The sequence below is a fragment of the Streptomyces sp. NPDC057565 genome, from assembly GCF_042801455.1.
Classification (GTDB): domain Bacteria; phylum Actinomycetota; class Actinomycetes; order Streptomycetales; family Streptomycetaceae; genus Streptomyces; species Streptomyces yanii.
On the sequence record NZ_JBHVFU010000004.1, the window covers coordinates 484519 to 507792 of the forward strand.

20 protein-coding genes and 3 tRNA genes are annotated in these 23274 nt (G+C 70.6%); 14 read left to right on the top strand and 9 right to left on the bottom strand.

The features are described from left to right. The first annotated feature begins 59 nt into the window (after nt 1-59). The 3 genes from ACFU8W_RS12150 (at nt 60) to ACFU8W_RS12160 (ending at nt 1384) form a co-directional block, all read left to right on the top strand. Entirely contained in the window at nt 60-401 is a 342-nt protein-coding gene (locus tag ACFU8W_RS12150) for a hypothetical protein (protein WP_345517946.1), read from the top strand. A gap of 178 nt (nt 402-579) precedes the next feature. After that, nucleotides 580-1320, top strand: a complete 741-nt coding sequence (locus ACFU8W_RS12155; RefSeq protein WP_345517945.1) for a hypothetical protein — start codon at nt 580-582, stop codon at nt 1318-1320. Then, a tRNA-Lys gene (locus tag ACFU8W_RS12160) sits at nt 1311-1384 on the top strand. The genes ACFU8W_RS12155 and ACFU8W_RS12160 overlap by 10 nt, the downstream gene beginning before the upstream one ends. 60 nt (nt 1385-1444) lie before the next feature. On the opposite strand, the gene ACFU8W_RS12165 is transcribed toward ACFU8W_RS12160, so the two are convergent. Beyond that, nucleotides 1445-2659: a M6 family metalloprotease domain-containing protein gene (locus ACFU8W_RS12165; RefSeq protein ID WP_384035360.1), complete on the bottom strand. Its 1215-nt coding sequence runs from the start codon at nt 2657-2659 to the stop codon at nt 1445-1447. 436 nt (nt 2660-3095) lie between these two features. Between ACFU8W_RS12165 and ACFU8W_RS12170 the strand changes: the two genes are divergently transcribed. Then, nucleotides 3096-5024, top strand: coding sequence for a putative bifunctional diguanylate cyclase/phosphodiesterase (locus tag ACFU8W_RS12170; protein WP_384035185.1), 1929 nt, complete (start codon nt 3096-3098; stop codon nt 5022-5024). A 108-nt stretch (nt 5025-5132) separates the two neighbouring features. Here the strand turns inward: ACFU8W_RS12170 and ACFU8W_RS12175 are convergent, their stop codons facing one another. After that, nucleotides 5133-6236, bottom strand: a complete 1104-nt coding sequence (locus ACFU8W_RS12175) for an LLM class flavin-dependent oxidoreductase (RefSeq protein WP_345517943.1) — start codon at nt 6234-6236, stop codon at nt 5133-5135. Nucleotides 6237-6311: 75 nt separating this feature from the next. Further along, complete coding sequence (locus tag ACFU8W_RS12180; RefSeq protein ID WP_327246193.1) at nt 6312-7055, bottom strand: decarboxylase; 744 nt, start codon at nt 7053-7055, stop codon at nt 6312-6314. 168 nt (nt 7056-7223) lie between these two features. Here ACFU8W_RS12180 and ACFU8W_RS12185 point away from each other — a divergent pair, with 168 nt between their 5' ends. The 6 genes from ACFU8W_RS12185 (at nt 7224) to ACFU8W_RS12210 (ending at nt 12393) form a co-directional block, all read left to right on the top strand. Continuing rightward, a complete protein-coding gene (locus tag ACFU8W_RS12185) occupies nt 7224-8198 on the top strand; it encodes a D-2-hydroxyacid dehydrogenase (protein WP_384035189.1) in 975 nt (324 codons plus the stop codon). A gap of 141 nt (nt 8199-8339) precedes the next feature. After that, the gene (gene ehuB, locus ACFU8W_RS12190) at nt 8340-9242 is read left to right on the top strand and encodes an ectoine/hydroxyectoine ABC transporter substrate-binding protein EhuB (protein WP_345517941.1); all 903 of its coding nucleotides are present in this window, start codon (nt 8340-8342) and stop codon (nt 9240-9242) included. Nucleotides 9243-9270: 28 nt separating this feature from the next. Next, nucleotides 9271-10011, top strand: a complete 741-nt coding sequence (ehuC, locus tag ACFU8W_RS12195) for an ectoine/hydroxyectoine ABC transporter permease subunit EhuC (RefSeq protein ID WP_345517940.1) — start codon at nt 9271-9273, stop codon at nt 10009-10011. Next, the gene (gene ehuD, locus ACFU8W_RS12200; RefSeq protein WP_345517939.1) at nt 10008-10649 is read left to right on the top strand and encodes an ectoine/hydroxyectoine ABC transporter permease subunit EhuD; all 642 of its coding nucleotides are present in this window, start codon (nt 10008-10010) and stop codon (nt 10647-10649) included. The genes ehuC and ehuD overlap by 4 nt, the downstream gene beginning before the upstream one ends. Continuing rightward, nucleotides 10639-11469 (top strand): ectoine/hydroxyectoine ABC transporter ATP-binding protein EhuA, encoded by an 831-nt coding sequence (gene ehuA / locus ACFU8W_RS12205; RefSeq protein ID WP_345517938.1) that lies wholly within the window; start codon nt 10639-10641, stop codon nt 11467-11469. Before ehuD ends, ehuA begins: the two co-directional genes overlap by 11 nt. Nucleotides 11470-11634: 165 nt before the next feature. Beyond that, nucleotides 11635-12393, top strand: a complete 759-nt coding sequence (locus tag ACFU8W_RS12210) for an IclR family transcriptional regulator (RefSeq protein ID WP_384035194.1) — start codon at nt 11635-11637, stop codon at nt 12391-12393. 285 nt (nt 12394-12678) lie between these two features. Here the strand turns inward: ACFU8W_RS12210 and ACFU8W_RS12215 are convergent, their stop codons facing one another. Both ACFU8W_RS12215 and ACFU8W_RS12220 read right to left on the bottom strand, forming a co-directional pair. Beyond that, on the bottom strand, nt 12679-13782 hold the full coding sequence (locus ACFU8W_RS12215; RefSeq protein WP_384035197.1) for an endonuclease/exonuclease/phosphatase family protein: 1104 nt from the start codon (nt 13780-13782) through the stop codon (nt 12679-12681). Nucleotides 13783-13862: 80 nt separating this feature from the next. Continuing rightward, nucleotides 13863-14507 carry a M15 family metallopeptidase gene (locus tag ACFU8W_RS12220; protein WP_384035199.1) on the bottom strand — a complete coding sequence of 215 codons (645 nt, stop codon included), beginning with the start codon at nt 14505-14507 and terminating at the stop codon, nt 13863-13865. A 295-nt stretch (nt 14508-14802) separates the two neighbouring features. Between ACFU8W_RS12220 and ACFU8W_RS12225 the strand changes: the two genes are divergently transcribed. The 3 genes from ACFU8W_RS12225 to ACFU8W_RS12235 all read left to right on the top strand — a co-directional run bounded on the left by ACFU8W_RS12225 (nt 14803) and on the right by ACFU8W_RS12235 (nt 16814). Continuing rightward, nucleotides 14803-15480, top strand: coding sequence for a response regulator transcription factor (locus ACFU8W_RS12225; protein ID WP_114244676.1), 678 nt, complete (start codon nt 14803-14805; stop codon nt 15478-15480). Nucleotides 15481-15572: 92 nt separating this feature from the next. Further along, nucleotides 15573-16646, top strand: a complete 1074-nt coding sequence (locus ACFU8W_RS12230; protein WP_384035204.1) for a sensor histidine kinase — start codon at nt 15573-15575, stop codon at nt 16644-16646. Nucleotides 16647-16740: 94 nt separating this feature from the next. Further along, nucleotides 16741-16814: transfer RNA gene (locus tag ACFU8W_RS12235), tRNA-Lys, on the top strand. Nucleotides 16815-16934: 120 nt separating this feature from the next. Here ACFU8W_RS12235 and ACFU8W_RS12240 read toward each other — a convergent pair. The 4 genes from ACFU8W_RS12240 to ACFU8W_RS12255 form a co-directional block, all read right to left on the bottom strand. Further along, nucleotides 16935-18602 (bottom strand): AMP-binding protein, encoded by a 1668-nt coding sequence (locus ACFU8W_RS12240; RefSeq protein WP_384035207.1) that lies wholly within the window; start codon nt 18600-18602, stop codon nt 16935-16937. A 26-nt stretch (nt 18603-18628) separates the two neighbouring features. Next, on the bottom strand, nt 18629-19219 hold the full coding sequence (locus tag ACFU8W_RS12245; RefSeq protein ID WP_384035210.1) for a lytic polysaccharide monooxygenase: 591 nt from the start codon (nt 19217-19219) through the stop codon (nt 18629-18631). Between the two features lie 160 nt (nt 19220-19379). After that, nucleotides 19380-21032, bottom strand: a complete 1653-nt coding sequence (locus tag ACFU8W_RS12250; protein ID WP_384035213.1) for an SPFH domain-containing protein — start codon at nt 21030-21032, stop codon at nt 19380-19382. A 25-nt stretch (nt 21033-21057) separates the two neighbouring features. Next, on the bottom strand, nt 21058-22350 hold the full coding sequence (locus ACFU8W_RS12255) for a peptidoglycan-binding protein (protein ID WP_384035362.1): 1293 nt from the start codon (nt 22348-22350) through the stop codon (nt 21058-21060). Nucleotides 22351-22954: 604 nt separating this feature from the next. On the opposite strand from ACFU8W_RS12255, the gene ACFU8W_RS12260 reads away from it, so the two are divergent. After that, nucleotides 22955-23028, top strand: a tRNA-Lys gene (locus ACFU8W_RS12260). Nucleotides 23029-23274 lie beyond the last annotated feature (246 nt).

Here is a 23274-nt window from a genome sequence, read left to right on the forward strand (position 1 = left end):
CTTGCGGACGGTTGGACAATGGAGGGTGGCCGTCGGGCCCACCGAAGGAGGAACCTCACATGGCACAACCCGAGCGGAACGAGCGGCAGCGGCTGCGCCCCGCGCCCCTGCTCTTCGAGCCGTCAGCTGCGGTCGCCGACCCCGAGCACTTCTTCGACCTGGAGTCGATGGACGATCCGCAGGAGCTGCTGGCCCGCGCCACCGAGCTGACGCTGGCCTTCCGCGCCGCGACCGACCGGGCGGTCGAGTACCAGGCCATCGCCGCCGCCCAGCTGGCCGATCCGGGCCGGTTCGACCGGCTCACCATGGCGGACATCGCGGAGCGCGCGGAGTGGACCGAGGACTACGCGAAGCTGATGGTCGAGTTCGGCCGGGGCCTGCTGGGCGGCGCGCGGCCGTGACGCCGGAGCGTCCGGCCCTCGCCCCCTCCGGGTCCGGCCCCGGCTCTCGCTCCGGGTCTGACTCCGGGCACAGCCGTTGGCATATGCCCGCGCGCAAGATACTCCTCCCCACCCCACCCTGTCCGGGTTTCCGACAATTCCTACAATCCGCAGCGTCACTACCGGTATACAGGTAGTCATGAGTGCATGGCTGCCAGACGAGACCACCCCGCATCCCGGCACCGAAACCTGCGCCGGACCCCACACCGGCACCCGCGACGGTGCCGATGTCTTCACGGTCCTGCGGGACCGAGCCGGTGACCAGACCGCTCAGGTCACCGCGGCCGGAGCGGCCTGGCTGGCCGGCGCCGCCGCGTATCCGCGCTCCGCGCTCGCCCAGTGGGAGGCCCACCCCGGCTCCCCCGGCGTGCTGCCGTGCGGATCGGCGTTCGATGTGGTCAACGTGCCCGCGCTCTTCGGGCGGCGGATGCTGGAGCACCTGTGGGCCGACGGCCCGGGTTCCGGTCCGGTCGCCACGCACCGCGGGCGGATGCTGCTGTTCGCCGCCCCCGGAACCGCCCAGCGGCTGCCGTCGCTGCTCGACTGGGAGGAGTGGGGCACCGGCCATGGCCAGGCGGCGGAGCACGGCCCCGAGGCACCCTGGGAGAGCGAGGACCGTGAGGGCAGGGTCCCGCCGCTGCTCTGCCACGGCACCGGTGACGCGGTGACCGTTCCACCCCTGGCCTGCGACTCCTCCTCGCCGGGGCCTCGCTGGGTGGTCGCCCCCGACACCCGTAACCCTTGGCTGCCGGGCCCCGACGTACTGCTCTGGGCCTGTGTGCGCGTGACGCGCTCCGCGCCCACTGGGTCGGCTCGGATTTCGATTTTTCCTCCCGCCGATCAGGGTGCTAAGGTCTACGACGTCAGCAGGCGCCGCTAGCTCAGTTGGTTAGAGCAGCTGACTCTTAATCAGCGGGTCCGGGGTTCGAGTCCCTGGCGGCGCACAGACGGGAGAAGCCCTTCGCGGAAGCGAGGGGCTTCTTCGTTCTGCCGTCACGGCAGCGTTACGTACCCGTGGTGATACGGACGGTCCACGCACCCGACGGCGTCCGGTCCGCGACCTCGATCCGGGTGTGCTCACCGGGGACGGAGTACGTCTCGCCGACTCGCAGCGGGGCGTCCGCCAGCGGTGCGTAGACCGACTGGTCCCAGCAGGCGTCGGTGTGGGGGTGGGTGTCGATGACCTGGATCGGCCCGCCGCCGGACGGTGTCTCGTTGCGGACCCGGTAGATCAGCACCCCCTCGCTGCACGTCGCCCGGTCGTTGCCGGTGGCACTGCGGGCCTCCAGCGCCACGGCACTGCCCTCACCGGTCCTGATCACCGCGAGCCGCGTACCGATGGATGCGCCGGGCACCGGCACGGCCGCCATCGACTCCAGGGTGATGTCCTGGTTGTGCTGGATGCACGCCACTTGCCTGCGGTCCAGCCAGCCCAGCTTCCACTTGTGCCAGCCGAACAGATCCGGCGCGAGACCGAACTGGCTGCCCATCACGTCCCAGTCGCCGACGTAGGTGTCCCAGTCGCCCTTGCCGTCCGACGGCCGGTGGTAGAGATCCGGCAGGTCGAAGACGTGCCCGGTCTCGTGGGCCAGCACGTTCCGGTCCGGCGGATGCTGCTCGAATACGGTGACGACGCGCCTGATGTCCGTGCCGTCGGCGTGCAGCGGCTGGTCGAAGTTGACGACCTTGGTGGCGTCGGAGTCGACGCCGGGCGCGTCCGGGTCGGCGACCAGGTAGACGATGTCGTACTTCGAGAAGTCGACCTGGTCGTCGGCCGCGGCGATCGCGTCGCGCAGATAGGAGCTGCGCCGCTTGTCGTCCCAGTCGCGTTTTATGCCGTACGAGGTGGATGCGTGAGGCATCTGGACCCACCGCCGCTGCGGGTGCGGGCGCAGGGTGAACTTCCCGTACGAGGCGCGCCGGAAGAACTGCGTGGTGGCGGGGAAGTAGTCGGCGGCGAGCTCGGCGGGGGTGGTGACGGGGCGGGCGTCGGGGAACGAGAGAAAGATCATGACCGCATCGAGGGTGTGGTCCGGGCGCGGGTAGGCGCCGTTCCATTCGTCCAGGCCCAGCGTGTGGTGTGCCCCCGTCCTGGGCAGGGCGCAGGGGCCGGCTTCACCCGTGGCGGCCACGGCCGGACCCGCAACGAGGGAGGTGGAGGCGAGCGCCAGGAGAGAGACCAGACCGGCCACCACACCACGCGGACTCGGTCTCTCCAGTCCCCCGAGCCTGCGCTGAGGCGGCACATCGACCTCCGGGTGCGGGATGCGGATACACGCAGTCCACCCTGTGCCGGTTCGTGGGCATTCGCCCTGTTGTGCTGCCCCACTCGTGTCAGCAGTCAGCCTCTCGGAGCTCTTTCACGGACAGTCACAATCGATCACTGTGGCAACGTGAACGAGATCCAAGATCGACATGAGGGAACAGAGCCGCGCAGAAATAATCAGTCGCGGGCAAACCGGAACGACGCGCGAATGGCCCATGCGGGGTGCTCCCCGGGGCCGCAACGGGTCGGGAGCTGGAACGGGCGAGACAACAGCATCTATGCTTCACCACGCTTTCCTGCGTGGTTTCCGCCTCGGACAACGGCACTCCGCGCGGCGGGCCAGTCCGACCACAACTGTTCGGGACAGAACTGCACGGCGGGAGCGAGCGGTGAGCGGAACCTCCGAAGGGCCGAGGCCCGCGGCAGGCACAGCGCCCCCTACCGTGCAACCACCCGTCACGGAGCGTCACACAGAACCGGTCGGCCCGGGAGCCGTCGACTCACGCCCGGCCGATTACCGGGCCGCCTTCCGGGGCGCCGTGCTGCCGATGGCCGTCGTCGACCACGAGGGCCTGGTCCTGTGCGCCAACGACGCTCTCGGCGGGCTGCTCGGCGCCGATCCCGCGGCGCTGGCCGCCCAGTCCGCGTCCGATCTGCTCGACCTCTCCGCCGACGTCCGGACCTGGCATGCGTACCGCGAGGTGTTGCGCGGCCGGCGATCCCGGTTCCGCTGCACCCGCAGACTCAAGCACCCCGACGGGCGCTCGATGTGGGCCGAGATCACCGTTGTACCGATGCCGGAGACGGGGACGACAGACCCGGAGACAAGCGCGGGGACAGATCCGGAGACCGGAACGGGCGCGGAGACCGGAACCGGGGTCACCCGGGGCGCCTCCGCCGTGCTGCTCTCCGTCGCCGACATCAGCGACCGGCACGAGCTGCAGAAGCGACTGCGCCACCTCCAGACGCACGACCCGGTGACCCGGCTGCCCAACCGGACGCTGTTCTTCGAGCGGCTCGCCTCCGCTCTGGAGACCCCGCCGTACCAGGACGACAGTCGACCGCGGCACGGCCGGATCGGGCTCTGCTACCTCGACCTGGACGGCTTCAAGGCCGTCAACGACACGATGGGGCACCGGATCGGCGACCGGCTGCTCGCCGCCGTCGCCGCCCGGCTCACCGACTGCGCCGAACAGGAGAGCCTGCACCGCACCGGCGGCACGCTCGTGGCGCGCCTCGGCGGCGACGAGTTCGCGATCCTGGTCGAGGAATCCGCCGGGACGCAGCAACTCACCGATCTCGCCCGCGCGGTGCTCGCCTCCCTCCAGAAGCCGTTCGACCTGGCCGGCACACGGCTGGCCGTGTCGGCGTCGATCGGAGTGGTGGAGCGTGGCGTCGCCGGGACCTCGGCCACCGGTCTGATGCAGGCCGCGGACACCACGCTGTACTGGGCGAAGGCGGACGGCAAGGCACGCTGGACGCTCTTCGACCCCGAGCGCAACGCGCACCGGATGACACGGCAGGCGCTCTCCTCCACGCTCCGGCCCGCCGTCGAGCGCGGCGAGTTCACCATCGAGTACCAGCCCCTTGTCGGGATGGCCGACGGAATCGTGCGAGGCGTGGAGGCTCTGGTCCGCTGGAACCACCCGCAGTTCGGCATGCTCTCACCGAATCGGTTCGTCGCGATCGCCGAGGAGGACGGCTCGATCGTCCAGCTCGGCCGCTGGGTGCTCCGGTCGGCCTGCCGTCAGGCCCGGCGCTGGCAGCTGGACCATCCGGCCGAGCCGCCGCTCTTCATCAGCGTCAATGTCGCCGTGCGGCAGGTCTGGGACTCCGACCTGGTCACCGATGTCGCCGAGATCCTCGCCGAGACCGGTCTGGCCCCCGGACTGCTGCAGCTGGAACTGACCGAGTCCGCGGTGATGGGCTCGGCGGGCCGCCCGCTGGAGGCGCTCCAGACGCTCAGCGACATGGGCGTCCGGATCGCCATCGACGACTTCGGGACCGGCTATTCGAACCTCGCCTATCTGAGCCGGCTGCCGGTCTCCGTACTGAAGCTGGACGGCTCGTTCGTGCGCGGCTTCCGGTACGAGGACGGGGCGCACCCCAGCCCGGCCGACGAGACGATCGTCGAGGCGATGGTGCAGCTGGCGCACCGGCTGGGGCTGACCGTCACCGCGGAGTGCGTGGAGACCTTGAGCCAGGCGGAACGGCTGCGGCGGATCGGCTGCGACACGGGGCAGGGCTGGCTCTACTCCCGGGCGGTGGCCCCGGAGCGCATCGCGGAACTCATCGGGACGAGCCCCCTGGCGCTCTGAGAGAGCCGCGCCCCGGAACACGGAGCCGGCCGTGCCCCCGAGCGCCGGGAAGGCCGGGCTCAGGCCCGCCCGGCGCTCGATGGCGGAACGGGCCGGACCGCGCAGACCTCAGCCACGCAGCCCGTACGCATCCGCGATCAGGTCGTAGCTGCGCAGCCGCGCCTCCCCGCCATGCGCATTCGCCGTGATCATCAGCTCGTCCGCCCCGGTCCGCTTGGCCAGGTCGTCCAGACCGCTGCGCACCTCGTCCGCCGTCCCGTGGATGACATTGCCGAGCCAGCTGTCGACGAACTCCCGCTCCATCGGACTGAAGGCATAGGCCTCCGCCTCCTCCGGCGTCGGGATCAGACCGGGGCGGCCGGTGCGCAGGCGGACCATCGACAGGGCACCGGTCAGGACCTGGCGGCGGGCCTCGCGCTCCTCGTCGGCTGCCAGCGCCGAGACGCCGATCAGGGCGTACGGAGCGTCCAGCACCGCGGACGGCTTGAACGAGTCCCGGTACAGGTCGAGCGCCGGAATCGTGTTCTGCGCCGAGAAGTGGTGGGCGAACGCGAACGGCAGACCCAGGACCCCGGCCAGCCGGGCGCTGAAGCCGGAGGAGCCGAGCAGCCAGATCGGCGGGCGGCCCGTGGGACCCTGCACCGGGCCCGGGACCGCATGGATCCGGGCGTACGGGTGGCCGTCCGGGAAGTCGTCGTCCAGGAACCGGGTCAGCTCGGCGAGCTGCTGCGGGAAGTCGTCGGCGCCCTCGCCGAGCCGGTCCGTGCGGCGCAGCGCGGCGGCGGTCGCACCGTCCGTGCCGGGGGCGCGCCCGAGGCCGAGGTCGATGCGGCCGGGGGCCATGGCCTCCAGTGTGCCGAACTGTTCGGCGATGACCAGCGGGGCGTGGTTGGGCAGCATGACCCCGCCGGAGCCGAGCCGGATCCGCTCGGTGCGGGCGGCGAGGTGGGCCAGGATCACGGCCGGGGACGACGAGGCGACGCCGGGCATGGAGTGGTGCTCGGCGACCCAGAGGCGGTGGTAGCCGCGGCGCTCGGCGAGCTGGGCGATGTCCACGCTGGTGCGCAGCGCCTGGGTCGCGGTGCGGCCCCGGCCGACGGTCACCAGGTCGAGCACCGACAGCGGCACGGAGGCCGTTCCCTCGGCCCTGCCCCGAATGCCGTCGCCGCGACTCTCGTCGCCTCGGTTCTCGCCGCCTCGGTTCTTGTCCACGTGAAGGCCTCTCCGGTGATGCTCGTACGTCCGGGGAAACCTAACAGGAGGATGTCTCCGTTTATTCCCGGCCGGTCACTTCCCGACCGGCGCGGGCGGCGCCTCCCGGGTGGCGAACAGCGTGCCGAGCTGGGGCGCCCAGGTGCGCCGACGGGCCAGCCGCAGAGCCTCGTACACCGCCACCTGGTTCGCGGTGAGGACCGGTTTGGCGAGGAGTTCCTCCAGGTCACGAACGTGCGCGGCGGTGTGCACGGCGTTGTCCGGCAGCAGCACCGCCTCCGCGTCCGGTCGGTCCGCGGCAACCGCGAGCTCCTTCAGCCGGTCCAGCCCCCACCCCGCGGCCGCGGCCGCGGAGGTGACGCCACCGCCGCGCACGGCGACCACCTCGACGCCCGCGGCGGCCAGGAAGTCGCCGAAGAGCCCCGCGATCTCCTCGGTGTACGGAGCGGCGACCGCGACACGCGCGGCGCCCAGCGCCCGTACCGCGTGGACGAAGGCGAGCGACGTACTCGATGCGGGCAGCCCCGCCGCCCTGGCCAGAGCGGTGCTCTGCTGATGGGCGCCCTCCCAGCCGTACACGAGACTCGCGCCGGTGCTGGCCCAGACCACCGACTCGGCACCGGCGCGCCGCAGCTCCTCGACCCCGGCGGCGAGGCGTTCGGGAGCGCCCCGCTGCCGCAGGGTCTCGGCGCGGCGGTCGTCCTCGCCCGGCTCCGTGCGGTTGACGACGAGCCTGATGGTGGTGTCGAGGATGACCTCCATACGCGGGAAGTCGTCGTCCGCGAAATGGCCCGGGTAGAGGAATCCGACGGTCGTCATATTCACCCTCCTGCACTGCTGGACCGCTGTACTGCCGCTGCCCTCCCCTCTGCCCAGTATTCCTCCGGCGCCCGCACCCCTGCCGACCTTGGCGTTGACGGGCGCGGACCCGGGTGCGAGCGTGGTCAATCCGCACATCTCAGACGTTGACGAGGCGACCATCCCCTGATGTCAGAGCCCACCCTCCTCGTACTGGACGCCGCCCCGCCGCCGCGCCTCGGACGGCTGACCGGTCGGGTCCGGATCCGCTCCGTGGACGAGGCCGGCCTCGCCGCGGAGCTGCCGCACGCCGACGCCCTGCTCGTGTGGGACTTCACCTCCGACGCGGTACGCGCCGCCTGGCCCGGCGACGGACCGCGGCCCCGGTGGGTGCATACGGCCAGCGCGGGAGTGGACCGGCTGCTCTGCCCGGAGCTGGCCGGGTCCGACACCGTGCTGACCAACGCGCGGGGCATCTTCGAGCGGCCGATCGCCGAGTACGTGCTGGGCCTGGTGCTCGCGTTCGCCAAGGACGTCCCCGGCACGCTGGAGCTGCAGCGCCGGCGGCGCTGGCACCACCGCGAGTCGGAGCAGCTCGCGGGCACCCGCGCGGTCGTTGTCGGGGCCGGTCCGATCGGCCGGGAGATCACCCGGCTGCTCGACGCACTGGGCGTCCAGGTGGCACTCGTGGGGCGTACGGCGCGGCGCACCATCCATGGCGCCGATGATCTGGACCGGCTGGCGGCGCTCGCCGACTGGGTGATCTGCGCGGCGCCCCTGACGGAACGGACGCGCGGGATGTTCGACGCGCGGTTCTTCGGGCTGATGCAGCCTTCGGCCCGCTTCATCAATGTGGGGCGAGGTCCCATGGTCGTCGAGGACGATCTCGCCGACGCGCTGCGCCGACGGTGGATCGCGGGCGCGGCGCTCGACGTCTTCCAGCACGAACCGCTCGCTGCGGGCAGTGAACTGTGGGACGTACCGGGCCTGATCGTCTCCCCGCACATGAGCGGCGACACCGTGGGCTGGCGGGACCGGCTGGGCGAGCAGTTCGTGGAGATGTACGAACGGTGGGCGGCCGGGGAGCCGTTGCCGAACGTGGTCGACAAGCGGCGCGGATACGTTCCCTCACCGGATGTCCCCCGGAGCCCCGAACGGCGTTGACACGTCTGCGCATTGAGACACGGAGAGGTCACCCTCCGGACACCGTTCGGTCACACCGGGCCGCTTCCTGCATAGACGCACGGGATCGGGCAGGCGTTCCCCCTGTCCGAACTGTTCGTCCGTTCCAGGAGATTGCAAACCATGGCCGACTTCCCGAACCTGTCCCGTCGGGGCTTTCTCAGCCGCTCAACAGCCGTGGGCGGCCTGCTCGTCGTGCCCGGCGCGCTCGCGGCGTGCAGCAAGACAGCATCCGGTGGCACGGACGGCGCGGGGGCACTCGACAAGCTCCGCAAGCAGGGCTTCGTCCGGGTCGCATACGCCAATGAGGCACCGTACGGCTATCTGGAGGGCAAGGAGCTCAAGGGTGAGGCACCCACCCTGCACCGGGAGATCTTCAAGGCGCTCGGGGTCGAGGAGCTGAAGCCCACCCTCTCCGAGTGGGACGGGCTGATTCCCGGGCTGCAGGCCGGGAAGTACGACGTGGTCAGCGCGGGCATGGCGATCACCCCCGAGCGCTGCGCCAACGCCCTTTTCTCCGAACCGGAGTTCATCTCGCCGACCGCGCTGATGGTGAAGAAGGGCAACCCGAAGAAGGTCACGGACCTGCCGTCGGCGAAGGCCGCCGGTATCACCGTCGGTGTGATGTCGGGTGCGGTGGAGGGCTCGTACGCCGAGGGTGCGGGCATCTCGAAGGAGAAGATCAAGACGCTGCAGAAGCCGCAGGACGGCGCCGACGCGGTCAAGGGCGGCAGGATCGACGCCTTCCTGCTCACCGGAATCTCGCTGCGCTGGCTCGCGAAGACCAACCCGGGCACCGAGGTCACCGAGGCGTTCCTGCCGGAGCTCGACGGGAAGAAGCAGTACAGCCCCGGCGGCGCCGTCTTCCGCAAGGGCAACGAGGACCTGCGGGACTCCTTCAACCGCGAACTGAAGAAGATCGTGTCCGACAGCTCACGCTATGTCGAGCTGCTCCAGGAGTACGGCTTCGGCGCCACCGAGCTCCCGCCGGCCACGCTGCGGACGGCGGATCTGTGCAAGGGCTGACCACGCCGACAGGGACGGGCAGCGCCGCATGAGCGACTTCTTCTCCGCCTTCTCCGACAATCTCCCCCAGCTCCGGTCGGGACTGTGGGTCACCCTTCAGGCCACGGTGCTGGGCTCGCTGCTCGCCCTGCTCCTGTCGTTCGTCCTCGGGCTGATGGCCATCAGCAGGATGCTTGCGGTGCGCGGTGTGTCCCGGGTGGTCGTGGAGTTCTTCCGCGGCACCTCCCTCTACATCCAGCTGTTCTGGCTGTACTACGCGATGCCGCCGCTGACCGGGTACGAACTGACACCGCTGCTCTGCGGCGTCGTCGCGTTCGGCCTCAACTACGGGGCGTACGGCTCCGAGGTGGTGCGCGGCGCCATCAACTCCGTGCCGCGTGCCCAGCACGAAGCGGCCGTCGCACTGAACCTGACACCGGTCCAGCGGATGCGGAAGGTGATCCTGCCGCAGGCCTGGGTGCAGATGATTCCGCCCTTCACCAATCTGCTGATCCAGCTGCTGAAGTGCACACCGCTGCTGTGGCTGATCTCCGCGGCCGATCTGATGACCGTGATCCAGCAGCTGCGCGACCGTACCGGCGAGACCCTCACCGCTTATCTGACCCTGCTGGCGGTCTACTTCGTCCTCGCGTACGCGCTGACCCTGCTGATGAACCTGCTCGAGCGGACCGCCAAGCGGCGGCTCGGACTGCCGACCGGCGCGGGCTCACTGCTGCGCACCCGCTCCGCGGTGGACGCCGTGGCGACGACCGCCGGAGGTGCCCGGTGAACGGCTTCGACTGGAACGCCGCGGGCGACGTCCTGCCCCTGGTTCTGCACGGGTTCGAGGTCACGCTGCTGGCGACGGTGCTCGGCACGCTCGTCGCGGCCGTCCTCGGGCTGGCCGTCGCGGTCGCCGGGCGGGCGCCGAGCCGGTTCGTGACGGTGCCGGTGCGGGCCGTCATGGAGTTCATCCGATCCACCCCGCTACTGGTCCAGCTGGTGGGCGCGGCAGCTCTTTTCACCTCGGTGGAGCCGCTGACCATCGGCATCGTGGTGCTGGGTATCCACTACGCCGCCTACACCTCCGAGGTGTACCGCGCCGGGATCGACGGTGTCCCGAAGGGCCAGTGGGAGGCCTGCCGGGCGCTCTCGCTGTCGCCGCGGCGGACCTGGCAGGCCGTTGTCCTGCCGCAGGCGGTACGCAAGGTGCTGCCCGCCCTCGGCAACTATGCGATCTCGATGTTCAAGGAGACCCCGTTCCTCGCCGTGATCACGGTGCAGGAAATGGTCTTCGAGGCCCGGAGGTACGGGGCCGACCACTTCGCGTACACCGAGGCATTCACGCTCGCCGGACTGGTCTTCCTGGTCGCGAGCTACCCCACCTCACTGCTGATGAGAAAGCTGGAGAAGCGCCTTGGCCACTGAACCTCTCCCCCTGCAGAAGACGGCGGCCGCAGCGCCCGAGGACGCCGCGGGCACGGACGCCCTGGTCCGCTTCGACCGCGTGGTCAAGCGGTACGGCGACCACGTCGTCCTCGACGAGCTGGACTTCTCGGTGCGGCGCGGCGAGCACGTCACGCTGATCGGGCCGAGCGGCTCGGGAAAGACCACGATCCTGCGGCTCCTGATGACGCTGGAGAAGGTGAGCGACGGCGTGATCTGGGTGGACGGTGCGCCGTTGTCCCATGTCCGGACGCCGGACGGCGGCCTGAAGCCGGCGGGTGAGAAACATCTGCGCGAGGCCCGGAAGAAGATCGGGATGGTCTTCCAGCAGTTCAATCTGTTCCCGAACATGAAGGTGCTGCAGAACATCACCGAGGCGCCGGTCAGCGTGCTCGGCATGGACCGGGACGAGGCGGAGAGCCGCGCGCGCGAACTGCTCGACCTGGTCGGGCTGGCCGGGAAGATCGATGCGCACCCGTCCCAGCTCTCCGGCGGCCAGCAGCAGCGGGTGGCGATCGCCCGGGCGCTGGCGATGCGGCCGGAGATCCTGCTGCTGGACGAGGTGACGTCCGCGCTCGACCCGGAGCTGGTGGCGGGCGTGCTGGACCTGCTGTCCGACATCGCCCGGACCACCGACATCACCATGCTCTGCGTGACCCACGAGATGAATTTCGCCCGTGACGTCTCGGAGAAGGTGCTGATGTTCGACTCGGGGCGGGTGGTGGAGGCCGGTCCGCCGGAAAAAATCTTCACAGCTCCCGAACATGAACGTACGCGCGATTTCCTCAACGCGGTGCTGTGACCTCGTCGTCCATCGATTTGTCACTGACTCTGGCATATGCCAGAAGGGTGCGCCCCAGCTGACAGCGCCGGGGCGCACCGAGAACTCATCAACAGGCCCCCACCGAAAGCCTCTTGGCGGCTATCGTGGTGCAGAAGCTTGCGGACAACCTGGTGGGGGGAAACCGTGGCGTTGAAGCCCGAACCGGCCGCACCGTTCCACTCGGTGCAGTACGCCCTTCGTGTTCTCGAAACGGTCTCCAAGCACGGCACCGGTGTCACCGACACCCAGATCTCCCGGGAGACGGGACTGCCGGCGGGGCACCTCACCCCACTGCTGCTGACGCTGCGCCGCGAGGGCTATGTCGAGCAGGTGTCCGACGGCGCCTACGTGATCGGCGCCTCACTCCTACTGCTCGGCTCCGGCGCCGCCCGCAGGCAGGCACTGGAGAACAAACTCCAGCAGATCCTGGACCAGCTGCGCGACTCGGTCGGCGCCGCGGTGTACATAAGCCGGTACGTCGACGGCGAGGTCCGGGTCACGCAGTACGCCGACGGTCCGCACACCCCCGCGGTCAACGAGTGGGTGGACTTCCGGTCCGCCGCGCACGCCAGCGCGATCGGCAAGTGCCTGCTGACCCAGCTCGACCAGAACGGCCGCCGCGACCATCTCTCGCGCCACAAGATCGCCCGGCTCACCTCGCGGACCATCACCAGCGAGAAGGCCCTCTTCTCCAAGCTGGACAGCCAGCCGGCGACGGTCCCGGTGCTCGACCTCCAGGAGTACGCGGTGGGCACCGTCTGCGCGGCCGTGCCGCTCACGGCGGGCTCCTCGGCCGGCTGCCTGGCACTGTCGCTGCCCATCGAGCACGCGCACCGGCTGCGCGCGGCGGCGGACACGCTGAACCGGCGGGCCGCGCCGGTCCTGCTGTCAATGGCGCTCTAAGGCGTGTGTCGGAAGTCCCGCCGTCCGCCCGAAGGGCGGGCCCGGCGGCGTCCGGTGCGTGCGATCGCAAGGCGGAGGGTCGTCCTCGTACTGGACGTACTCGGGCGAGCCCGACAACGCAGCGAGCGTGCGTGCCAGGCGTCGCCGGGCAGGCGGGACTTCCGACACACGCCCCTGCGCCGTGACCGGCAATGTTTGCGACGGGGCAAAGCTTGCCGGGAGGGGCACCAGGCCTGCTGGCGGCCGCGGCCGGCGAGTTCCGAGAGCTCGAGGGCGGTGCGCCTGCTACGCCTTCAGCCTGGCGGCGACGGGCCGGTGGTCGCTGCTGGTCGCGGGGAGGGTCCAGGCGGCGGTGGGGGTGACGCCCCGGGTGAGGATGTGGTCGATACGGGCGACCGGGAACGCTGCGGGCCAGCTGAAGCCGAAGCCGGTCCCCGCCTCGTCCTGGACAGACGTCAGCCGGGAGTTCAGGGAGGCGAGGCCCCGGTCGGTGGTGGCGCCGTTGAGATCGCCCATCAGGAGGATTTTCTTCTGCCGTTCCTGGTCGACTGCATGATCGAGCGCGGTCAGGACCTGGTCGCGCCGTGCGATGGTGAAGCCGGAGGCGCCGACCCGGACGGAGGGCAGGTGCACCACGTAGACGGCGAGCGGGCCGTCCGGCCCCTGGACCCGGGCGCGCAGGGAGCGGCTCCAGCCGGGGTCGATGGTGACGCGCTCCGAGTCGGTGATCGGGTAGCGGCTCCACAGGGCAACGGTGCCGATGTGGACCGAGTGCGTGAGCCGGCGGCTCAGCACCTTCCGGTAGGCGGGCATCGCGTCATCGGTGATCTCTTCCAGGGCCACCAGGTCGGGGTCGGCGGCAAGCAGCGTCCGGGCGGTTCCGGCAGGGTCCGGGTTGGCGGCACCGACGTTGTGGGTGACGACCGTCAGGTCCGGCTCGGCATCCGGCCGCCCGCCGAGAAACAACTGCCCGAACATCGCAGCCCACACGGCAGCGACCAGGAGCGCGGCGACGCCGGCCGGCACCGACCTGCGGAGCAGGGCGGCCGACAGCAGCACGGGCACGGCCAGACCTGTCCAGGGCAGCAGGGTTTCGAGCAGGCTGCCCGGATTGCCCATCGAGTTGGGAACCAGCGAGTGGCCGACCAGCACGATCCCCGTCATGACCGCCAGGGCGGTCGGAACCCGGCCCCTGCGCCATCCGTAGTCACGTCCATGCCGATCGGATATGTGGTCCGGCCGGTCGTGGGCTTGTCGGTCCGGCACGGGTGCTGCCCCGGAAGCGGCCTGCTGTTCGGGCTCGGAGTCGGTGGGCGGTATCTGGGCGGGGTCGAAGAATCCGCCACCGATGTACACATCCGGGTAGGGGTCTTCGTGCAGGTCGGGCATGCCGTGTCCTTCAAAGGAGGGGGTGGGTCGGCGCGGACCGGCTCGGCGGTGCCGGCTCAGGGCGAGGCGATGGGTACCCGTCAGCCGGCGGCATTGTTCAGGGGACCGGGGCAGGTGCCGCCGGGGCCGGTCAGCAACTCGAAGTGCCACATCTCGTTGGCGTAGACCTGACACAGGCCATAGGCGGAGCCGTTGCGGATGAGCCAGTCGTCGGCGTCGGTGGGGCCGATGTCCACCGCTTTCCCGGACACGTGGGTCGACTTCTCCGGGGTGTTCACGAACTCCCGCGCCTTTTCCGGGCTCCCGTACTTCTCGATTCCCTCCTCCAGCAGGCGCTGCTGGTGTTCCTTGCTGCGCCAGCCCGACGTGACCACGAATTCGATGCCGTCGTCGCGGGCATCCCGGGCCGCTTCCTGCACGGCCTTCAGCAGACGCTTGTCCAGACGGGTGACGGCCGCGTGGCGGGTGTCGAAAGGGGTGATGTCACGGTCGTCCGGCAGGGCACCGTCGTCGGCGACCTCGGCTGGGACCTCCGCGGGCGCTCCGCCGCTGTCCGGCGAATGCCCTGCCGGTGCGGTTGCCCGCGCGGCCGGTTCGCTCCGGGTCGTCACGACCCACATCGCCGACAGCGTCAGAACCAGGAGTGCGCCGATTCCAGCCATCGTCCAGCCGGGGAATCGGCGCGCCGCCGTGGTTGAGCGGTTCGCCACGTGGGTGTCGTGCATCGCGGCCTCCAGGCATCTCGGACACAGCGGCGGGTGCCGCTCGGTGATGCCTTGAGTCAAGGGCGGGCCGTGTTGTCGGGCCGTCTCGATTTCCCGATACGTTTTCGATAGGCCCGGACCGCTCCAATAGGGATGGCCGCGTACAGGACCGGCGGCCGGTCCGACTCGCGGCGGGAATCGCGGCAGGAGCCCTCCGCAGTGCGGAAATCACTCTTCGCCACCGTTCCCTTCCAGGGCCGTAGGCTGGACCGGAAGCCGGATATCAGCCGGTTTGAGACAGAGCGGGAGAGGCCGCATGCGGGTGCTGATTGTCGAGGACGAGCCGTATCTCGCCGAGGCGGTGCAGGCGGGTCTGAGGCTCGAAGCCATCGCCTCCGACATCGCCGGGGACGGCGACACCGCCCTGGAGCGCCTCGACGTGAACGAGTACGACGTCGTCGTACTCGACCGTGACATCCCCGGCACGCATGGTGACGACGTGTGCCGGATCATCGTGCAGCGGCGCCTCGGCTGCCGCGTGCTCATGCTGACGGCGGCAGGCCTCCTCAGCGAGAAGGTCACCGGGTTCGAGATCGGCGCCGACGACTACCTGACCAAGCCCTTCGACCTGAAAGAGCTGGTCGTACGGCTCCGCTCACTGGCCCGCCGGCCCAAGGACAGCACACCCCCGGTCCTCGAGTACGCCGGAATCCGGCTGGACCCGTTCCGGCGCGAAGTCTTCCGCGACGGGAAGTACGTCGCGCTCACCAGGAAACAGTTCGCCGTCCTGGAAGTCCTCATGACGGCGCGGGGCGGGGTCGTCAGCGCGGAGACGCTGCTGGAGCGGGCCTGGGACGAGAACGCCGACCCGTTCACCAACGCGGTCCGCATCACCATGTCCACGCTCCGCAAACGGCTGGGCGAACCGTGGTCCATCCACACCGTGCCCGGCGTCGGATACCGGCTCGACGAACCGGCGGGGCACGGACGGTGAACCGGCGATCAGCACCCCACCGAGCCACCACCGCGGCACCGGCGGCGGACGACCCGGCGCGCCCCGTTCGGCCGCGGCGGCTGACCGCCCGAATGAAGCTCACCCTCACTTATGCCCTGTTCGTGGTCGTCGCGGGCGCGTTCACCCTTGCCGTCATCTACCTGGCCATGCGCTTCGTGCCCAACTACCCTTTGACCGCAGCGAACCCGCGGGACGAAAGCGGCGCCCCTTCCCGGCAGGAGATTCTTCAGACCCTGCTCGAAGCGTCCGGCCTCACGCTGCTCCTGCTGGCGCTCGTCGGGGTCGGCGGCGGCTGGTTCATCGCGGGCCGCGTCCTGCGGCCCCTGCAGGACATCACCCGAGCTGCCAGGCGGGCGGCCGACGGCTCCCTGGACCACCGCATCGGACTCACCGGTCCGCGCGACGAGTTCACCGATCTCTCCGACACCTTCGACACCATGCTCGCCCGCCTGCAGCGGTCCTTCGACGCCCAGCAGCGCTTCGCCGCCAACGCCTCGCACGAACTGCGCACCCCGCTCGCCATCAACCGCACCATGCTCGACGTCGCCACCGCCGACCCCGACGGCCAGGACTACCCCCGACTCGTGTCCCGGCTGCGCGAGACCAACCAGCGCGGCATCGAGGTCACCGACGCCCTGCTGCAACTCTCCGCCCTCGACCACACCTCGCCCACCACCCGGCCCCTCGATCTCGCCGACACCGCCGAAGAAGCCCTCGATCTCGTCCGCGAGGAAGCCTGGACACGGGGCATCACCCTCTCCACCGACATCCACCCGGCCCCGGCCACCGGCGACGGCGTACTGCTCCGCCAGCTCACCCTGAACCTGCTCCACAACGCCCTGCGGCACAACCTGCCCACCGGCGGATCGCTCACCCTGACCACCGGCCCCGACCCGGCACACCCTGGCCGCGCCGTCCTGACCGTCACCAACACCGGGCCCCTCCTGCCCGACACGGTCGACCACCTCACCGAACCGTTCCTGCGTGGCAGCGGACGCCTGGCCGAGAAGGACCCCGCACGCCGCGGGCACGGCCTCGGCCTGGCCATCGTCGCGGGTATCGTCCGCGCCCACCACGGCGACCTGACCTTGACCCCCAACCCCGGCGGCGGGCTCACCGCCCGCGTGTCACTCCCCGGCCCTTAGGGGCCGTCCGGCCAGGCCGGATGTCCCCGCGGGCCCGTCGCGGGCGCGTGTCGTCAGCACCCTTCGGGACCAGGTATTATTTTCGAGTCAGCAGGCGCCGCTAGCTCAGTTGGTTAGAGCAGCTGACTCTTAATCAGCGGGTCCGGGGTTCGAGTCCCTGGCGGCGCACAGACAACGCCCAGGGCGGTTCACGTACACACGTGGACCGCCCTGGGCGTTTTTCGCGGTCCGCCGCTCCGTACACGCATGTCACGCAGGCGTACCGGACAACCGTCGACCCTGTCGTCCTCAGTCGCCCGACGACACCAGGTGGGCGCGCCCGTGCGCCTCGTACTCGCCGAGCAGGGCGGCCAGCTCCGCGCCCCGCAGCCTTTCGTAGGGTCCGCCGGCCCCGTTCCACCAGATGGGGTCGGCGCTCCGGAAGCCCTCGCGGCGGAGCGCCACCCGGTGCACCTTGTTCGTCGCCGTGACCGGCATCGCCGCGACGATGCGTACGAAGCGGGGCGCCATCTTCGTCCCCAGGTCCGATTGGGCCGCCAGGAACGCGGCGAATCCGCCGGGGTCGAAGGCCGCCCCCTCGCGCAGCGCCAGCGCCGCCATCACCTGGTCGCCGGCCACCGGGTCCGGCACCGCGTACACCGCGACGGCCGCCGCGTCCGACCAGCGGGCCAGGATGTTCTCGATCATCGCGGCGGCCAGGTTCTCGCTGTCGACCCGCAGCCGGTCGTCCGTCCGGCCCGCGAAGTAGAGGAATCCGGCCGGGTCACGGAAGAAGAGATCCCCGGTCCAGTACCAGCCGCCGCGCACCCGGGCCGCGTCCGCCTCCGCGTTGCGCCAGTAGCCCTCGAAGGGCGTACGGCCCCGGTTGACCAATTCTCCTATCGCATCGTCCCCGTTGAGCAGCCGCCCGCGCGCGTCGAGTACCGCCGCAGCCCGCTCCTCGCCGGTCTCCGGGTCGACGACGGCCAGATCGTCGCGGGGGGACGCCCGGCCGACAGCGCCCGGCGGGGTGTCCGGGGTCCGCTGGATCGCCGCACCGCCCTCGGAGGATCCGTACCCCTCCACCAGCCGCACCCCGAACCGCTCCCGGAACCGGGCCGCGTCCACGGCGCCCGCCTCCGTGCCGAATCCGAGCCGCAGCGGATGGTCACGGTCGTCGGGGCGCTCGGGGGTGGCCAGCAGGTATTGGACGGCGCGGCCGACATAGGTGAAGTACGTGGCCCCGTGCGTGCGCACGTCGTCGAGAAAGCCGGAGGCCGAGAACCGGCGGCGCAGGGCGACCGCGGCGCCGCCCGCGAGCGCGGGGGCCCAGTCGGCGATCACGGCGTTGCCGTGGAACATCGGCATGCAGATGTAGTGGACGTCGTCGCGCCGCACCCGGAAGTGGTCGACCAGCGACTGCCCGGCCGCCGCCAGTCGCCCCTGGGTGCAGATCGCGGCCTTGGGCGCACCGGTCGACCCCGAGGTGAAGTAGAGCAGCATCCGGGTCTCGCGCCCGACCTCCCGGAGCACCGCCTCGCCCGGCTTCGCCCCGGCATATCCGGCGAGCAGCGCGGTGTACGCGTCGGTGTCGGTGACCAGCACCCGTACGCCCGGCAGATCGAGCCCGTCGAGCAGCGGCAGATGTGCGCTTTCGGTGACCAGGACCCGGCAGTCGGTGTGCAGGATGTCGCGGGCCAGCTCGGCTCCGCGGCGGGTCGGGTTGATGCCCGCGACGGCGGCCCCGGCCAGGGCCGCCGCGCTCAGCCAGAGCGGGAATTCGGGGGTGTTGTCGAGCAGTACCCCCAGGTGCGGTTCGCCGTCCGCCGACAGCAGATCCGCCAGGAGCGCGGCCCGCGCGGCAGCTCCGGAGGCGACCTGGTGGTGGCTGAGGACGGTGTCCTCGTGCTTCAGCCCTGGCCGGTGGTCGCCCCATTGGCGCTGTACGAGCTCCGCTACGGTGCCTGCGCTCCCCATGGCGCCGAACGGTAACTGACTACGCGTCAGAACTGAACATCGGAGCACGCATAGAACGCGTTCCCGGTGTCCGCGATGGTCCAGACGCTGAGGATGATGTGCTTCCCGGTCTTCTGGGTGGGGATGGTGCCCTGCTGCGTCAGGGTCGCCGGGGGCCGCTGACCGCCGTACGGCACGGTCATGAACGGCTGCGACTCGAGCGCCGCCCTGGTGAGCGGCTTGGTGGGGTCCCAGCCGTTCTTGGTGATGTAGTACCGGAAGTCGGTCGTGGCGTGCTGGGCGGTGAACTGCCAGCGGAAGCTGAAGCCCTGGCCTGCGGTGACCTTGGTGGCGGGCCAGTTGCCGCCGCGCGGGTCGTCCAGCGCGGCGAAGTTGTCGTGGCCGCCGGAGCAGATCCTGCCGTCCGCCGGACCTGCCGCCGGGAAGCCCTTGGGAGCCTCGACGCTCTGCGGTTCCCACTGGATGGCGCCGCAGCCGGTTACGGTGCCGTTGGCACAGAGCTTCTGGCGGCTGATGGGGTTGTCGGTGTAGCCGTGGCTGCCGGCGCTGCTCGTCGCGAACATCGAGACGCCCGCTATCGCCAGGCCGACTACGGCCGCGCTTGCCCTTTTACGCATTGCTGTCGCTCCTCAAGAACGTGGGGGAGGTTCCATGAGCACTGCTGCGCGCGTGGTCGTGCGGTCTAGACCAAGTCTTAGATTATTGACGGAGCATGAACATGTCCAGACCAATGGGAACGGGATTCCGGTTCGCCGCGGACGCGGTACGGACGCGCCGTCAGGCACCGCCCCCACCGCTGCGTCCGGTGTAGAAGGCCACCGTCAAGTCCTTCACCAGCGCCTTCCGTTCATAATCGTCGAGCTCCACGAGGCCGCGCGCGGTCAGCCGGTTGACCGTGTCGTCCACCGCGTCAACCACCGAAGTCAGCACACTGTCCCGGTGCTCGGCGTCAATGGCGGCGATCCTGCGACGCTGCATCGCGGCGGCGAGCTCTGGTGCGTACTCGATGCGGGTCGGCTGCGCGGAGTACACCTCGATGCCCACCGGCTCGCACTCCGCCTTCAGCGTCCCGGTCAGCGCGTCACCGACCGCCTCCGCGTTGCGCAGCGTGTGGGCGTCCTCGTGGAACGCGTCGACAGGCAGCTGCGACAGGACCCGTGCCATCGCCGCCTCGACCTGCTCGCGCAGGTACTTCTCGTGGTCCGCCACCCCGAGCGTCGCCCGCACGGTGTCCTTGATCCGCCACACGACGAGGACGACGACGCGCAGCGCCGTACCGTTCGCATCCACCGTGGGCAGCGGTTCGCTGCGCCAGTGCCGGAGCCGCACGTCGACCCGGCGGCGCCGCAGCAGCGGGCTGACCCAGACGAGCCCCGTCCGCCGCACGCTCCCCCGGTAGGCACCGAAGAGCATCACCACCCATGCGTACCCGACGCGACCGCGAGTCAGACCGCCGAACGCGAAGAGCACCACGGTCACCAGGACGGCGAGCGCCGCCCCTGCCCCGATGCCGATGCCGTCGTACGGACGCGAGCCGATCCCGAGCCGGGCGAGCACCCCGGCGGGCAGCACGCCGGCCCACCACAGCACCGCCCCACCGCCGACCGTCCCGGCCAGCCCGGCGAGCACCCCGGCCCACCCGGGCAGCGCGGGCCCCGGCTTCTCGGTCAGCCGCGGATCACCCACCGGCGCGGGCCTGGTGGGCGCCTGCACCTGCATCCGGCGCGCGACGGGCACTCGCCGCAGGGCCGCCCCCTGCTCGCCGCCGCCGGTCCCCCGGGCGGGACCGACAGGGAGAGCGGCGGCGCCGGGGCGCTCGGACTCGCCAGGGAAGGGCAAGCGTACGAGGGTGGAGCGGGTGTGCTCATGAGCGATGACGACGTGCCGCCGCCCGGTCACCGCGTCGTCGGGGTCCGACACCGATACAGGGGCCGATGCGGATTCCTGTACGGGGACGGCTTCGGCGGCCGAGGCGGGCACAGGCACCATGAGGGGCGGTGTGCCGTGCGGCGTGTCGGGGCCGGGTTCGGTTCGAGTCGGCGCCGTGCTGTCGAACCGGGCGCCCAGGAGCGGGCGGGTCAGCAGGTACGAGCCCGGGGCGAGGGCCGACGCCGAAGCCCCGGCCGGAACCGACACCGAGGCCGAGGCCGCACCGAAGGCGGGGTCCTTGGCGCCCCCCGGGACCAGGTCGAGCACGAGGTCGAGGAGGGCATCCGAGCCGGCCTCCGCCTGCGTCCCCGCACCGGAGCCGCCCCCAGCCTCCACGCCCGGAACCGATGCCGGACCCGCGCCCGGCCAGATGTCCGCACCCGCGTCCGGGCCGGCCCCGGCGCCCGAGGCGCCCTCCGTGGCGTCCGCTCCGCCGCTCATCGGCTCCCGTTCCTTCCCTTCCTCCGGGGTTCCGGAGCTGCCCGACACCGTGGATCGCATTCCCGCCTCCGTCATGTCCGTGTTCTCACGCGAAGAGTCGCCGCCAGGTCTCCGGGCCGGGGTATCCGTCGGCCTCGGCGCCCCGCCAGCCCTGGGCGCGCTGGAAGGCCTCGACGTTGCGCCGGTCCGCCTCCGTCCACCGGGGTCCGGGGCCCTGCGTGTAGTACTTGCCGTATCCCTTCTTCACCAACTGTCTGCCGAGCCTGTCGACATGGCTGTTGGACCGACCCGGCCGGAAGTAGCTCCGGCCGGGGAAGGCCGGGGCCGCATGCGAACCGCCGCCTGCGCTTCCGCTTGCGCTCGCCGGGATGTCGCGGCCGGTCCCGTTCACCAACAGGCGCCAGGTGTGCGGACCGGGAATGCCGTCGGCCTCCTTGCCCTTCCAGCCCTGCGCCCTCTGGAACGCCCGGGTCGCCCGCCGGTCGGCGTCACCCCAGCCCGGCCCGGGTCCGACCTTGTAGAAGTGCCTTCCGCCGCGGTCCACGAGCATCCGTCCGAGCTGGGTGATGTACATGTTGCTGACACCCGCACCGAATTTCGTGGTGCCCGGGAACACCGTCGCCGTCCCGCTGCCGACCTTGTCGGTTCCGGTGGTCAGGCCCTTGTAGCGGTACGGAACGTATTTGCCCGAGTTGGTCCAGTAGGCCATGGGCGTCGTCTGCTTGCGCGTGTGCGCAGGAGTCTGTTCGTAGGCCGTGTAATGCGTGTGCGTGTAGTCGGTCCAGCCTCCGAAGATCGTGACGTGCGAGCCCTTCGAGGGGTCGGCCGGGTTGTGGAAGAGCAGCATGTCGCCGGGCTGCAGCTCCGAGCGCGCGATCCGGGTCCCGTACTCGGCGAGGCTGCCGGTCCACTCGTTGCGCTTCAGTTTCCAGGCCATCGACACATAGCCGGAGCAGTCCTGCCGATACCCGTCGGACCAGTACTTCGCCATGCTGTACGGGACCTTCGCGCTCACCCACTTCTTGGCCCGGTTGATGATGTCCGCCCGGGTCACCTTGTTCAGTGCCGATTTCGAACCGCCGGACGACGGCGAACCCGGGGCCCCGGCGCCGTTCAGCGGACCGGGCATACCCTGCGGATTACCCACATCCGCGTCGCCCGCACCCGAACCCGGATCCGCCATCTCGTCCGTCCGGGCGGACCCGGGCGCCGGCCCGGTCACCACGCTCACCGCCTCGGCGGCACCGGTCCTCAGCGGACCGGGCATGCCCTGCGGATTACCCACATCCGAATCGACCGGCCCCAGATCATCCGGATCACCCACCTCGTCCGGATCCGTCGCCCCATCCGTCGAGCCGGTCCTCAGCGGACCAGGCATGCCCTGCGGATTACCCACATCCGAATCGACCGGCCCCAGATCGCCCGCATCACCCACCTCGTCCGGATCCGTCGCCCCATCCGTCGAGCCGGTCCTCAGCGGACCGGGCATGCCCTGCGGATTACCCACATCCGAATCGACCGGCCCCGGATCGCCCGCATCGCCCGGACCCGTCGTCCCGTCCGTCCGGGCAGACCCGGGCACGAGCCCGGTGACCGCGCTCACCGCCTCGGCCGCGCCGGCGCTCAGCACCACACCGGCCGCCGTGGCCAGCACCAGCACGCGCCGTGCACCACGCGCGGCAGGGTGCCCTCCGTACCGCGTGGGCAGGGCACGAGCGGCGGTGCGCCGCTGCGCGGCGCACCCCGCACAGGTGCAGTCGATGGCGGGCACGTACTCCTCGAAGGCCGGCACAGTCATGCGAATCCCCTCGGCACTCGTCAAGATCTTTTGGCGCATCGGCACGGGCGTCAGTGTCTCAACTCTCCCGACATATTGTATTTTGACGGACAGAACAGAAAAAACGACCATCCGACAGGCCGCGACGGGCGGGAAATGGTCAGGAGCATCCCCCCGTATCGGGTAGAGTTCTCCAGGTCAGCAGGCGCCGCTAGCTCAGTTGGTTAGAGCAGCTGACTCTTAATCAGCGGGTCCGGGGTTCGAGTCCCTGGCGGCGCACGCAGAGTCAAGGCCCCCTCACTCCACGTGAGGGGGCCTTGTTCGTATGCCATTCCCTCATCCACGGCCGCCGAGCGAGCCCCGAGCCGTCTCCCGGGGACCGAAAAGCTCCCCTCATACACCTCCGCGCGCCCCTCCGCAAGAGCCGCCCAAATCGCTCATATGACCGGCAAATACCCCGTTTCGCCCTTGCGATCACGACCTGGGTCATACAACCTGTCATGGGGTCATCAGCCGCAATCGAGT